Raw genomic sequence first — 12,699 nt, 5'->3', positions numbered from 1 at the left:
CCATGATCTCCATGCCAAACAAGCAAACGCGCGAACCGCGTTTGCTTGTTTTTTGACATTGGATCGATTTCGCCGCCGTTACTTCACGATATTTTGCCAATGCGGAGGTAGTTCATATGTCTTCAAATGTTTGTATTCCACCAGCTTGACCATACCGCCGGGAATCGTCGGAGCCACTTCAAACACAAGCCGATCCTTTCCAACCGAAATATGGGGACCAACCGTTGGATTGGCCTCAAGCGTAATGATGAAATGAAAACCGCGGAATCCATTCACCCTCTTCACTTCGGTCACATCCACAAAGTATGGATAAACCAGCGGCTGCTCCTTCAACGTGTGGATATAATGCCCGCGAACCGCCTCATCGATATGAGGAAGCAGAAATAGCATCAGCATATCCTGATATTGCAGCTGCGCACTATCCTTCTTCGGTGAAGAATAGGTCTCCTCGGCATAGGACGGCAGCGTTAAACCCATAACCATAACGACGGCAAGAATTAGGCTGATGAAGCGTTTGTTCATATTCTCCCTCGCCTCCTGCTCTAGCTCTTTATCTTTAGGCTACCCCAACCGATAGAATTGATGTAACACCCATGAAACGAACGTGATCCGCGATATAGATTAATCAGGGGACGTGCGATATGATAGGTGGAAGGAATGATATCGTATCGACTATGCCTTCCTTATCACATTCATCGTGCTTGTCCCATGGATACGGGGAGGATAACCATCAACATGAAAAAAAGGATTATGATCATGTCAGCAGCAATCATCTCATTTCTAGTTCTCATTATTGTCGGAGCAAGCTTCTACTTCTATAACGTCGCTATTGCCCGCGCCGACAAGGGCTTTCTGAACGGCAACCCGGACCTGGAAGCCAATTCGAATATCGACAATCCCTTTGCGGACAGCAAGGATTGGTGGGCCCAGCAGAGCTTCGAGGAATGGAACCTTACTTCAGACGACGGTCTGAAGCTGCATGCTTACTATTTACCTGCCGAGGTATCGACGGATAAAACCGTCATCATTGCTCATGGCTACTCCGGGCATTCGGAGCAGATGAGCGGATTCGCCCAAATGTACCATAAGGACCTGGGTTACAACGTGCTTCTGCCCGATGCGCGAGGTCATGGACGAAGCGAAGGCGATTACATCGGCTTCGGCTGGCCGGAGCGCAAGGATTATCTGAAATGGATCGATCAAGTCATCGAGCATACGGGTGAAAGCTCGCAAGTTGTCCTTCATGGAGTATCCATGGGCGGTGCAACGGTCATGATGACCAGTGGCGAAGAGCTTCCTCCCCAGGTAAAAGCCATTGTCGAGGACTGCGGATATACCTCGGTCACAGATGAGCTGAAATATCAGCTGAAGCGCATGTATAAGCTGCCGTCCTTCCCGCTGGTTCAATCCACGAGCCTGTTGACCAAGATCCGCGCCGGATACTCCTTCGGCGAAGCATCCGCACTCGAGCAGGTGAAGAAATCCAAAACACCGACGCTGTTCATTCACGGCGGCGGCGATTTGTTCGTACCTACCGAGATGGTGTATGAGCTGTACGAGAATGGTCCGGAGCAAAAGAAGCTGTTCATCGTCCCCGAAGCAGGTCACGGCATGGCGCGCCAGTTCGATCCCGAGGGGTATGACCGCGAAGTAACGGAGTTTATTGGTGCGTATGTGCAATAAGAGGAAAAAAGAGCAGTCCATGTGGATTGCTCTTTTTTAGCGGAATTGTGTTAGGTGATAGTGTACAAGCAGTGCCGGAAATATCATTTACTTGGTAATTCTTGCTCTATTTCTAGAGATCTTGCTGCTCCAACGATGCAGCTCAAATACCCGGCGGATTAATGCGTGGAATGGTGTTCGATGCATCCTGGCTTGAGACCAGACTTTTATCCTCGAATCGTGTGGACAGAACGACAAGCGTCGATGAATGGCCAAACGTGTTGCACGTTTCAAGGAAGGTTTCCAAGCTTTCACTCGTTGCGGTGACAACCTTCAATAAATAATTGTACTCCCCACTCGTCCTGTAGAAATCGACGATCTCCGGAGCCGACTCTGCGTATGCCTCGAACTCCCTGCAGTTATTCGATTTAAACAGTACGAACGCTGTGGTATACTTGCCGAGTTTCGATGGGGCAAGCACTGCACGATACCCCGTTATAACTCCCTGCTCCTCCAGCTTCCGAAGCCGTTCTGTCACGGCTGGCTGGGACATCACGATTAATCGGCTCATCTCGGAGATCGTAATTCGAGCATTTTCGTGAAGGATCGATAAGATTTTATTGTCTATGTGATCCATAATCCATGCACCTCATTTTTTAAAGTTAATGGCGTAAGCAACGTAATTATTAAGTTTTTTGACCCCAAACTCCTTTATAACTCCATTTCGATTGTAAAATAATTCAAATATAATTTCATTATGAACCGACAAGGGAGATGGAGAATATGACTACGAAATTACATGAGAGCACAATGATAAATGGATTAAACTTTTTCACGACCATTGATGGAGTTAGAATTGCTTATCGAATGGATGGTCCAGCCGGTAAACCGGTACTGATGCTGGCGAACTCTATTGCAACCACAATGCACATGTGGGACGGCCAAATAGCTGATCTTTCGGAGCATTTCCGCGTGCTTCGCTACGACTATCGGGGACATGGCGAATCGGATACTCCTGAGGTTCCCTATTCGTTCGACCGACTGGTACGGGATGTCATCGAGCTGCTTGACTCGCTTCACATTGAGCGCGTGCATTTCCTTGGGTTATCGTTAGGCGGTGCGGTCGCACAATGGCTTGCGATCCACGCTCCGGAGCGGATCGACCGGCTCGTCCTAAGCAATACGTCCTCCTATCTGGGACCGGCTGAGCAATGGCAAGGTTTAATCACATCTGTGCTGCAACCTGAGAACCTTCCCGAGTTCGCCGATACATTCATTAAGAACTGGTTTCCCTCACATATGGTGGAGTCAGAAAACGCGATCGTTGCTTCTTTTCGGGAGATGGTGCTGACGACTCGCCCACATGGAATCGCAGGAAGCTGGGCTGCTATCCGTGATATGGATATGCGCCGGACGGCTTCCCTGATCAGCAGCCCAACACTCGTCATTAGCGGGCAGTATGATACCGTGACGCTTCCGAGCCACGGTGAATTGATCGCTAAAACGGTGCCGAATTCCACGTTCGTCTTGTTCCCATCCGTACACTTAACGAATGTGGAATATCAATCCGAGTTCCTGAGTACTGTGCTGGAGTTTTTGCAGTCGAAATAATAAAGTGAATTACGAGGTGGGTATACGTTGATATCACAAAGAACCAAGTATGGGATCGTATACTTGGTTCTTCTATCATTACTGGGGCGAAAGCAGTCCATGTGGACTGCTCTTTTTTAGCGAGGTGAGGGGTAACCTATAGCACCGTTCCCTTTCCTTCAGCTCTCGGGTTATATGTTCCCGCAATACTTTACCGGCATATCGATAGGCCTCAATGGCTTCCTAGCGCTGAAGCCCCGGTCTTTTCCCCTCAGCCAGCATACCGTTAATTCTCTCGATTAATTCCGGCAGCTCGTTCATCGTCCGAAGCGTAAAATCGGCACCGCTACGGATAAACGTCTGTTCGGTTTTCAAAATCGCGGCTTCCCGGTCCGATTCTGACAGGGCATGGAACTCTTCTGCACTCAAGCCCATTTCCGAGCTGCCGATGATAACGCCAACCGACCATACGCCTGCGTTCACGCCTTCTTTTATATCCGAGACGGTATCCCCTACCTTAACGACTTTCCAGGATGCCGATAAACGGAGAGACTCCATATTCCGATAAATCATGTAAGGATAAGGCCTTCCTTGGGAATCCGTATCATCCGGCGTGAAATAGACATCCGGGCTGTAGCCCTTTTGCCGGGCATTGGCGGCCACAACCTCCATCATACTGCTTGTATATCCTGTCGTAGAACCGATCTTCAAGCCTTGGCTCTTCAAAACTTCAACCGTCTCAATGACACCCGGGATCGGGTCGGTGTACTCGGATAAGGATGCCATCAAGGCCGGCTCGAATTCCGCATACAACCGCTCTACGTCCTGCTCATCGAAAGCTCTTCCGTACTTCGCTTCCCACAACGCCGACACTCTCGGCATGGACAGCATGGCACGAATATGATCGATCTTCAGCATCCCCATCGGCGCTCTCGCCTCATCCATCGTCACTTCAATGCCCGCATTCTTAAAAATATCGACGAACACGTTCACCGGTGCAAAGCATCCAAAATCCACAGCCGTTCCGGCCCAGTCCAATATAACGCCTTCGATTCGGCTCATTGTGCTGTCACCCCCATATATTCTTCAATAATATGACATAACTGTTCGATATCGCGCTCATAAATTTCTCCGATATTCCCAATGCGGAAGGTATCCACGTCGGTCAGCTTGCCGGGATATATCACATAGCCTCTTTCTTTAATGTAAGCGTAAAAGTGCTCGAAGCTAAACCCTTCACTCGGGAATAAGAACGTGGTGATGATCGGGGATTGCTTGTCATCGGTAATGTAAGCCTGGATACCGATTTGCGCCAATCTCTCCCGCAGCAGGCGATTGTTATTCCGGTAACGGCTGAATCTCGCCGATACACCGCCTTCTTCGTTCAGCTCATCCAACGCTTTGGAGAAGGCGGCCACAACATGGGTCGGCGAAGTATAACGCCATTTGCCGTCCTTGTCCATGCCCTTCCATTGGTCATACAGGTCGAGCGACAGGCTGCGCGCAATCCCTTCGCAGGCTGCAAGCTTCTCCAGCTTGGCAATCACGAAGCCAAACCCCGGAACGCCCTGGATGCATTTATTCGCACTGCTGATCAGGTAGTCGACGCCAAGTCCCTGAACAGCGATTTCCATTCCGCCAAAGCTGCTCATCGCATCGATGATGAGGGTTTTTCCGTATTCTCTGGACAACAACGAAACCATCTCCAACGGATTCAAAATCCCGGTTGTCGTCTCGCAATGGACCATCGCGATATGCGTAATACTCACATCCTTGTGCAGTATGGCTCGCAGTTCATCCTCGCTTGGATGTTCGTCGTAATTCACTCTGTACTCCACATAATTCAGTCCGATATACTCCGCCATTTTCACGATCCGCTCACCATATGCGCCGTTTGTTACGATCAGAACTTTATCATCTTTAGAGATGGTTGACGTCATGACGGCTTCGACAGCAAAGGTGCCGCTTCCCTGCATCAGCACGGCGGTGTACCGCTCTTGATCCGCCCCGGCGAGTGCCAGGAGCCGCGATCTGATTTTTTGCGTAATCGATTTATATTCATCATCCCATGTACAGCGGTCAAAGAGCATCTGCTCTTTCACCGTCTTGGTTGTCGTCAAAGGTCCCGGGGTCAAAAGCTTGTAGGTATTCATTCACATCGCTCCTATGCTGGCTTATTCTTTGGATCCGTTGAAGAATTGCTGATGCTCTTCCAGCAGCTCTACGGTCAGCGGCTTCTCAAAGGTCATCGAGTATGCAGGTTTGTTGACTTCATCCACGGTCTCCCCTTCGTACAGGGCCACCGGATAGTTCACGATCAGGTCTTTTCTGGCATCCTTCACGATGGTCTCTGCCATTTTCATCGCTAAATCCGTCGTGGCATTCTTCTTGTCCACCACCGCAACCGACTCGGTGAGCGAGAAGTTTCCTTCGACCGGATCCACGTAATCAATCGGTGCACCGTCAGCTTTGGCCGCTACCGCCTGATGGCGGAGTCCGAAGCCCGCAGCCACTTCTCCAGCCTGTACTTTTTTGATCGGACCCGAGCCCGAGCTCTCCAAATGCGGTCCCACATTGGCAATCAGATCATGGAGCACTTGGCGTCCCGCATTTTCGCCGTATTGGTTAATAATCGCCTGAACCAGCAGCCAACCGGTGGAGGAATCCATAATGTTCGGAATCGATACGAGTCCGCTAAATTCCGGTTTGGTCAGATCCGTGATGGAGGTTGGCATCGGCAAACCTTTGTCTTTCAGCACCTGCGTATTCACGAAGATGGCGCCGGTATTCGCCAGAATCGGGGTGTAGTATTTCGGATAAGTTCCGACAGCGCCTGCGTCAAAAGCCAAATCCTTAAACATAGAATGCTTGGTCTGTGAGCTTTCGATAAAGTACGAGCTCATCGTGACGAGATCCGCCTCGATTTTGTTCCCCTCAGCCATCAGTTTCCCGCCAAGTTCGGATGTACCCATGGATTGCATGAGATACTGCCCTTCGTAACCGGCATTCTTCAACGATGTTTCCATAGCGGCGACGGCCTCTTCATCCCCGTTGGTGTAGATGACCACCTTCTTCGCTTCCCCTGCGCTTCCGCTTCCGCAGGCAGCCAGAGCAAACACCATACTGATTGCGATCAATGACAGCAGCATTCCCTTAAGCGTCTTCATCATGATTAACTCCACTCCTTGAATTTGTAATGGTATTAAGTAATAGGTTCAGTGCTTGATGTCCGCTGCGATACCGTATCGTACCTCATATCGCTGTTGTCTTCAGATTTCTCTGATTGGAATGAATCCACTGTAGAAACCCGCAGACAAAGGCGAACGCATACGCTTCTCCAATACGATTCGTCCTCTTTCGCTCGGTGTTTGAGTATGTTTTTTGCCAGCCGCATATCCGGCATCGCAGCGGACATGAACGCAATAGCAGCTTTTAGCGCTGCGCCGTTCTCCTCTGCAATGCGTCGCACACCAGCTTGATGATCAGATTCGTGAAGAAGATCAGCATCGATAGCACGAAAATCTCATTAAACTTGGCGAAATGCTGCAGCTCTTTGATCTTGCTGGCTACAAGCGACGTCTGGGCAGATACAAGAAAGATAATGCCGCTGATCGTCACCATAGCGTTGATGGAATAGTAGCTGAACATCTCAATGACGGTTGAAGCCGAGTTTGGCAGGATCACCCGATAAACGGTCTTGAACCAGCTGTCCCCCAGCAGTTCTCCCGTGGTTTCCCATGAGGGATTCATCTTGGACAGGGAGTTCTTAGCCATCAGATACGGTGTTGTAAAGAAATGAATGATATTGCACAGAACGATAATGATGAAGGTTCCCTTCAGGCTGCTTCCATTAAAGAAGAGCAGGTAGGATATCCCCAGCACCATGCCGGGCACCGTATTCGTGATCATCGATACCATATCCACCGTGGATCGGGCTTTTAACGGCGTACGCACATTCAGCAGCGCTGATCCGTATGCCATCAAGGTGCCAAACAGCGCTGTCAGCAAGGCGACCCAGAGCGAATTGCGGTATACCCCCGTCAAATCACCCGATTGTAAGACGTCCCGTACATGCTTAAGCGTAAACGTCAGGTCATAGGGGTAGCTGCTCAGCCATGGCGCAATGAACATCACGGCAAAAACCGATAGCATGCTAAGCACGATGACCGATGACATTATGCCGAAGGCGATATCCCGAATGCGCTGCCGCGGCAGCTCGATGTCCGACAGCTTGTCATAGTGGAAATTCCATTTTTCCAGGTAGTTCAGCAGCCAGATGCCGAACACGGCGGGGATCAGCATCATCACCGCAATGACAGCGCCTTGGTTGAAGTCCGGAATGGAGCCCAGCATCACCTGATACAGCTGCGTTGCCACGACCGGATAGGTACCGCCAACCGAAGCCGGAATGCCAAAATCCGTAAAGCTTAGGATAAAAGAAAGCACAAAGGCTCCGCCAAGCGCTCCGGCGAGGGGGCGCAAAATCGTATTCAGGAAACTTCTCATCGTACCGTCACCCATTAACTTGGAGACGATGATGAACTTTTTATCAATGTACTTAAACGCGTTATGGATCAACAGGAATACTGGTGGCAGCGTGTAAATGATGTAGCCTATGAGCAGTCCGTTCCATCCGTAGATTTCAAACAAATTGCGCCCGGCAAGCCGGGTGATCAATCCCTGATTACCGAACGAATACATAATGGCGAACCCATATGTAATGGTCGGGAGCAGCATGGGGATGATGATGACCGTTTTCAGCAGGCCTTTAACAGGCCGGTATATTTTGGTGCAATGAATGGAATACGCGAGTATAAACCCCAGGACGGTTGTGATCACCGCCGTGATGCCCGATATCTTCACACTGTTGCCAATCGCTGTGATGAATTCCCTGCTCGACCCTATGGATACATAATGCCCGAGGGTAAACCCCTGATCGGATTCGAAGGAACGGATGAGCAGGATGAGCAGCGGCAAGAACAGAAACACGGCGAACAATAACAGGATGACGGTAAAGATAATCCGCATTTCCGGTTTCACGTTATGCATACTGCTCACCGAACAGGTTGTAGATGTTCTGCCTTTTGATGTGCAGCTGCTTGATAATAAACTGCTTCACAAAGTCATTGTTCGGATGATGGACAATCTCCTGGGGTGTGCCGAATTGGGCAATCTGTCCCTGATGGATAATCAGGATTTTGTCCGAGAGCGTCAGCGCCTCCTCCGGGTCATGCGTTACAATGATCGTGGTCAGTTTGAATTCTCTAGCTATGGATTGAATCCGCTGTTTGATCGACTCCTTGATCACGCCGTCCAGCGCACTGAGCGGCTCATCGAGCAGCAGGATCTTCGGTTTCGTGACCAGCGTTCTGGCCAGGGCCACTCTCTGCTTCTGCCCTCCTGACAGTTCGCCGATCCGCTTGTTCAAGTGGGGCTGAAGCTCCAGAAACTCGATATATTCCTGTACCTCCTGCTGACTCACGCTCCCCTTCTTGTTGCGCAGGCCGTATACGATATTGTCGTAGGCATTCAGATTAGGGAATAAGGCATAGTCCTGAAAAACGATATTAAACCCCCGCTTTCTCATCGGCACGTTGCTCAGATCTTGATCTTGGAACACGATTTTTCCCTGATCCATCCGGGTGAGTCCCAAAATAATATTCAGTAATGTGGTCTTTCCGCTGCCGCTCGGACCGAGCAGTGACACGATCTCGCCCGAACCGATTTCTACGTTGATGTCATCCAAAACCACTTTATCGTCGAATTGTTTGCTAATATGCTCTAGCTTCAGCAAACGGCTCACCTCCCTTAAACACATCCTCAGTATAGAAACCATATGTAAACAAGAATCATGAGAACTGTTAAATGTAAGTAAATTATGCATATATCATTCATAAATTAAGACCAACTATTGACCATATTCATCCACATTAGTTGCCTAACTTACGAATAATATAGGTATTTCTATTGAACATGGCCGAGCGAATCGGTAAACTAGACATGAATGCAGGCACCAACTACTAATGCGGATTGAATGGGTGAGCGAATGTTTCCACTGGAGAGGCAAAAGAAAATACTTGAGCTGCTTACGATTCGAAAAGTGCTGAAGATCACGGAGCTAACGGAAGAGCTGAACGTCTCGGTGGATACGCTGCGCCGGGATTTGAACACCTTGACCAAGCAGGGGCGGATCGAGAAAATATATGGCGGGGTTAAGCTCGTGGAGTCCCGGTTCGGCGAATCGTCCATGGACGAGCGCATGGTCAGCCAGTTGGAAGAGAAGGACCGGATTGCCCGCAAATGCGGCGAATTCGTCCATGACGGCGATTGCATCTATATCGACAGCGGCTCGACTACGTATCAGATGGCCAAATACGTGAAGCATAAGAAGAAGCTGACGGTGGTTACGAATTCGCTACCGGTTGCGATTGAGCTTATGGACAGCGATGTAGAACTGATTATGATCGGCGGCAAAATCCGGCGGGAGGAACAATCCGTCGTCGCGTATGAATACATCTTCAACTTTCATGAGCTGAATGTGTTGAAAGCCTTCATCTGCTGCAGCGGCATCACCATCGAAAAAGGCATTTCCGACTACAATCTGGAAGAAGCCATTACGCGTAAAAAAATGATCGAGCTGTCCAAAGAGGTGGTTGTCATGGCGGACAGCACCAAATTCGGCAAAGACGTCACCATTTCCATCGCATCGCTCGACAAGATTGATACGATCGTGACCGATGCGAACGTCCATGCAAGCTTCATCCCAAAATTCAAAAAAACCAATACAACGCTAGTCATTGCGGATGAATAGTATAGAGCACGCCAAAAAACGGACATTACCGATCGCCGAACGTCAGCGAGTATTGGAATGTCCGTTTTTTTATTTCACACTGGCGAAGACTGGTGCCAGCTTATATGTATCGAGCCTTTTCAAGTATCCTGCATCCATCCGGGTTATCTTCTTTCCCCCATGCATCTCCATCTCTTTATTATGTGCATGACGCCCCCCCTTTTTTGTAAGCGGTTGTACATTGGAAGGGAAGTCCATATAATGATTAATGAATGGAAAACAGGATATTTTTGTTATTTTCTGCGACACCATGCAGGTAGAGGAGGAAACTGATAATGAACGTTGGATCAGCACGCGCTGCGGCAACGGACTGGGTCTTGCAGCATGCCAGCAGGGAGCCTGGATACATGGGTGCCTATTTTAGCGGCTCCACAGTCGGAAAGCCGGATGAGGCGGAGATGGACCCGTCCTCGGATATTGACATCGTTATCGTTACCCAGGATGCGGAGCCCCCTCTTAAGCTGGGAAAGTTTATCTACCAGGACGCCTTGATCGAAGCCACCTATCTGTCCTGGCGGGATCTCGCCTCGCCCGAGCAGGTATTAACGTCCTATCATCTTGCCGGCAGCTTCCGTGTAGACACCCTGATGTCCGATCCGACTGGGCAGCTGCGCAAGCTGCAGACGGAGGTTTCACGTCATTTTGCCGACCGGATATGGGTTACCCGCCGCTGTGAGAACGTGCGCGAACGAATCATAACCGGACTCCGATCCATAGATCCTACTGGCCCTTGGCATCGCCAGGTTACCTCTTGGCTGTTCCCTACCGGCGTAACTACCCATATGCTCCTGGTCGCCGCTCTTCGAAACCCCACGGTCAGGCTCCGCTATGCAGCGGTTCGCGATGTCCTCAAGGAGTATAACCAAGAGGAGGTATATGAGGAGCTGTTACGACTTTTGGGCTGTAAAGACATGAGTGCCGAACAAGCCATGATTCATCTCAATGGATTGGCCCGAACCTTCGATGCCGCGTCTGCGATTGCGAAGACCCCCTTCTTCTTCAGCAGTGACATTACGCCGGATGCAAGAGCAATTGCCATTGACGGCAGCCGCGAGCTGATCCTAAACGGAAGCCATAGGGAAGCCGTCTTCTGGATGGTGGCTACCTTCGCTCGCTGCCACAACATATTGGAGGTCGACGGGACTCCTGAGTTTCAGGAGCAGTATACCCCTCCTTTTGATGCGATCCTTGCGGATCTCGGCATAACTTCCACCGATGACCTGCTGCAGCGGGCAGACGAGGTTCTCCATTTCCTGCCGAAACTGTGGAGCGTCACGGAAAGCATATTGGATGCCAATCCGAATGTGACAGGCGGGCGGGAATCGACCTCATAACTTTCCTAAATTTCATATACAAAAAACCACGCCAGGATTGATCCGTGCGTGGTTTTTGTTTTATCCCATCGTGCGTATGATATCCTGTGCGTACGATAAGTGCACGGGGGGATGCTTCGATGGCTGTCAACCAACATGCTTGGATGACCGTCCTACATGCTTGACGCACGCATGGCCGTCGAACACTTATTAGCGGCCTTCCTCCTGCAGAGGCAGATAAAATCGGTGCTCCTCTTGGTCTTTGACAAAGCCAACCGACTGATAGAGTGACAACGCCGTTTCATTGGCTGCCTTCACTTCAAGTTTTACCGAGGTGGATCCTTGAGCCTGAAGATAGGACATGGCACGGTAGAGCAGATGTTTGGCGATTCCCCGTTGTCTCCACGGCTCTCTCACAAACACATCTTCAATCACGCCGACGTTCCCCTCTTCCAGCCATGCCATGGTACTGCCTATAATCATGTCCCCTTCCAGGACATTCATCGCAGTCCAGCCGGGATGCTCTTTATATTCCCGTAAGCGTTCAAGCCCCAGCGGCGCTTCCGGCCAAACCTCGGCCTCGAGCTTTAGATACATCTCTTCCTCTTCCGCAGACTCCATCCTCCATAATCGATAGCGATAGCGATCATCTAACGGCAAGGCTTGTAAAGGCTCCTCAAGTGACCGCTTCATGGTATACAGCTTCTCCAGCGGCTGAAATCCGATTTCCTCAGTAAAAAAAGCATTATTGGCGATCTCATGAACATAATTGCCCACGCACAAATACGTCCCGTACATCTTCGGCAGCGTCCTCTTTAACACAAGGGCATGTTCATAGAGCATCTTATACATTTCACCTAGAAGATCATAATCCCGCTCCCGCTGAGGTACAGCCTTGAGATTCACATAAATGTGATGCTTGCAGTTAGGCGCACATCCCGGCGGGATCACGTTAATAATGCCCACCTGTCCCTTGGCCACCATCTTCCCGTCTTCAATAGCACAGAACACATTACCCCAATTCTCCTGGTCACCTACCCACCAAAACAGCGCATTCGCTGCGGATACCGCCTGATACAGCTCCCCCAGCAGAGGCATATCGCCCTGCCTAAAATTCCGAATGATTCTTTCACCCAATTGAATGTCACCAGCCTTTGCGTTCATTGTAAGACGACCCTGAATGATAAAAATAGATAAAAAACAACTATAGACGAACAAATCGCTTAACCATGCACTATTTTCCTTATTATGGGTTTACAGCGTTGTTATTACGTAATATAATAA

12 protein-coding genes are annotated in these 12,699 nt (G+C 49.8%); 4 read left to right on the top strand and 8 right to left on the bottom strand.

Annotated features, from left to right (window positions below):
• Nucleotides 1-78 precede the first annotated feature (78 nt).
• Nucleotides 79-522, bottom strand: coding sequence for a DUF3888 domain-containing protein (locus MKX98_RS01395; protein WP_339220984.1), 444 nt, complete (start codon nt 520-522; stop codon nt 79-81).
• A 213-nt stretch (nt 523-735) separates the two neighbouring features.
• On the opposite strand from MKX98_RS01395, the gene MKX98_RS01390 reads away from it, so the two are divergent.
• Nucleotides 736-1,683 carry an alpha/beta hydrolase gene (locus MKX98_RS01390; protein WP_339220983.1) on the top strand — a complete coding sequence of 316 codons (948 nt, stop codon included), beginning with the start codon at nt 736-738 and terminating at the stop codon, nt 1,681-1,683.
• Nucleotides 1,684-1,825: 142 nt separating this feature from the next.
• Here the strand turns inward: MKX98_RS01390 and MKX98_RS01385 are convergent, their stop codons facing one another.
• Nucleotides 1,826-2,299 (bottom strand): Lrp/AsnC family transcriptional regulator, encoded by a 474-nt coding sequence (locus tag MKX98_RS01385; protein WP_194540437.1) that lies wholly within the window; start codon nt 2,297-2,299, stop codon nt 1,826-1,828.
• 146 nt (nt 2,300-2,445) lie between these two features.
• Here MKX98_RS01385 and MKX98_RS01380 point away from each other — a divergent pair, with 146 nt between their 5' ends.
• Nucleotides 2,446-3,273 (top strand): alpha/beta fold hydrolase, encoded by an 828-nt coding sequence (locus MKX98_RS01380; RefSeq protein ID WP_339220980.1) that lies wholly within the window; start codon nt 2,446-2,448, stop codon nt 3,271-3,273.
• Between the two features lie 222 nt (nt 3,274-3,495).
• Here the strand turns inward: MKX98_RS01380 and phnX are convergent, their stop codons facing one another.
• From phnX to MKX98_RS01355, 5 genes are all read right to left on the bottom strand, one after another.
• Nucleotides 3,496-4,314, bottom strand: coding sequence for a phosphonoacetaldehyde hydrolase (gene phnX, locus MKX98_RS01375; RefSeq protein WP_339220978.1), 819 nt, complete (start codon nt 4,312-4,314; stop codon nt 3,496-3,498).
• Nucleotides 4,311-5,405 (bottom strand): 2-aminoethylphosphonate--pyruvate transaminase, encoded by a 1,095-nt coding sequence (phnW, locus tag MKX98_RS01370; RefSeq protein ID WP_339220976.1) that lies wholly within the window; start codon nt 5,403-5,405, stop codon nt 4,311-4,313. Before phnW ends, phnX begins: the two co-directional genes overlap by 4 nt.
• Nucleotides 5,406-5,426: 21 nt before the next feature.
• Nucleotides 5,427-6,422, bottom strand: a complete 996-nt coding sequence (locus tag MKX98_RS01365; protein WP_339220974.1) for an extracellular solute-binding protein — start codon at nt 6,420-6,422, stop codon at nt 5,427-5,429.
• Between the two features lie 262 nt (nt 6,423-6,684).
• Entirely contained in the window at nt 6,685-8,301 is a 1,617-nt protein-coding gene (locus MKX98_RS01360) for an ABC transporter permease subunit (RefSeq protein WP_339220972.1), read from the bottom strand.
• Nucleotides 8,294-9,046 (bottom strand): ABC transporter ATP-binding protein, encoded by a 753-nt coding sequence (locus MKX98_RS01355; protein ID WP_339220971.1) that lies wholly within the window; start codon nt 9,044-9,046, stop codon nt 8,294-8,296. The genes MKX98_RS01360 and MKX98_RS01355 overlap by 8 nt, the downstream gene beginning before the upstream one ends.
• A 240-nt stretch (nt 9,047-9,286) precedes the next feature.
• Here MKX98_RS01355 and MKX98_RS01350 point away from each other — a divergent pair, with 240 nt between their 5' ends.
• Entirely contained in the window at nt 9,287-10,063 is a 777-nt protein-coding gene (locus tag MKX98_RS01350) for a DeoR/GlpR family DNA-binding transcription regulator (RefSeq protein WP_339220969.1), read from the top strand.
• A gap of 314 nt (nt 10,064-10,377) precedes the next feature.
• Nucleotides 10,378-11,436: a hypothetical protein gene (locus tag MKX98_RS01345; protein ID WP_339220967.1), complete on the top strand. Its 1,059-nt coding sequence runs from the start codon at nt 10,378-10,380 to the stop codon at nt 11,434-11,436.
• A 189-nt stretch (nt 11,437-11,625) separates the two neighbouring features.
• Here the strand turns inward: MKX98_RS01345 and MKX98_RS01340 are convergent, their stop codons facing one another.
• Nucleotides 11,626-12,579 carry a GNAT family N-acetyltransferase gene (locus MKX98_RS01340; protein ID WP_339220965.1) on the bottom strand — a complete coding sequence of 318 codons (954 nt, stop codon included), beginning with the start codon at nt 12,577-12,579 and terminating at the stop codon, nt 11,626-11,628.
• Nucleotides 12,580-12,699: the final 120 nt, after the last annotated feature.

Origin of the sequence: Paenibacillus sp. FSL W7-1332, from assembly GCF_037969785.1 — a bacterium.
Lineage (GTDB): Bacteria > Bacillota > Bacilli > Paenibacillales > Paenibacillaceae > Paenibacillus_AQ.
This window is presented reverse-complemented; position numbering and strand designations above follow the sequence as displayed.

Bases quoted from the DNA above. Each gene is read 5' to 3' on its own strand.
- MKX98_RS01395 (WP_339220984.1), bottom strand. From the start codon at position 522: ATGAACAAACGCTTCATCAGCCTAATTCTTGCCGTCGTTATGGTTATG.
- MKX98_RS01390 (WP_339220983.1), top strand. From the start codon at position 736: ATGAAAAAAAGGATTATGATCATGTCAGCAGCAATCATCTCATTTCTA.
- MKX98_RS01385 (WP_194540437.1), bottom strand. From the start codon at position 2,299: ATGGATCACATAGACAATAAAATCTTATCGATCCTTCACGAAAATGCT.
- MKX98_RS01380 (WP_339220980.1), top strand. From the start codon at position 2,446: ATGACTACGAAATTACATGAGAGCACAATGATAAATGGATTAAACTTT.
- phnX (WP_339220978.1), bottom strand. From the start codon at position 4,314: ATGAGCCGAATCGAAGGCGTTATATTGGACTGGGCCGGAACGGCTGTG.
- phnW (WP_339220976.1), bottom strand. From the start codon at position 5,405: ATGAATACCTACAAGCTTTTGACCCCGGGACCTTTGACGACAACCAAG.
- MKX98_RS01365 (WP_339220974.1), bottom strand. From the start codon at position 6,422: ATGATGAAGACGCTTAAGGGAATGCTGCTGTCATTGATCGCAATCAGT.
- MKX98_RS01360 (WP_339220972.1), bottom strand. From the start codon at position 8,301: ATGCATAACGTGAAACCGGAAATGCGGATTATCTTTACCGTCATCCTG.
- MKX98_RS01350 (WP_339220969.1), top strand. From the start codon at position 9,287: ATGGGTGAGCGAATGTTTCCACTGGAGAGGCAAAAGAAAATACTTGAG.
- MKX98_RS01345 (WP_339220967.1), top strand. From the start codon at position 10,378: ATGAACGTTGGATCAGCACGCGCTGCGGCAACGGACTGGGTCTTGCAG.
- MKX98_RS01340 (WP_339220965.1), bottom strand. From the start codon at position 12,579: ATGAACGCAAAGGCTGGTGACATTCAATTGGGTGAAAGAATCATTCGG.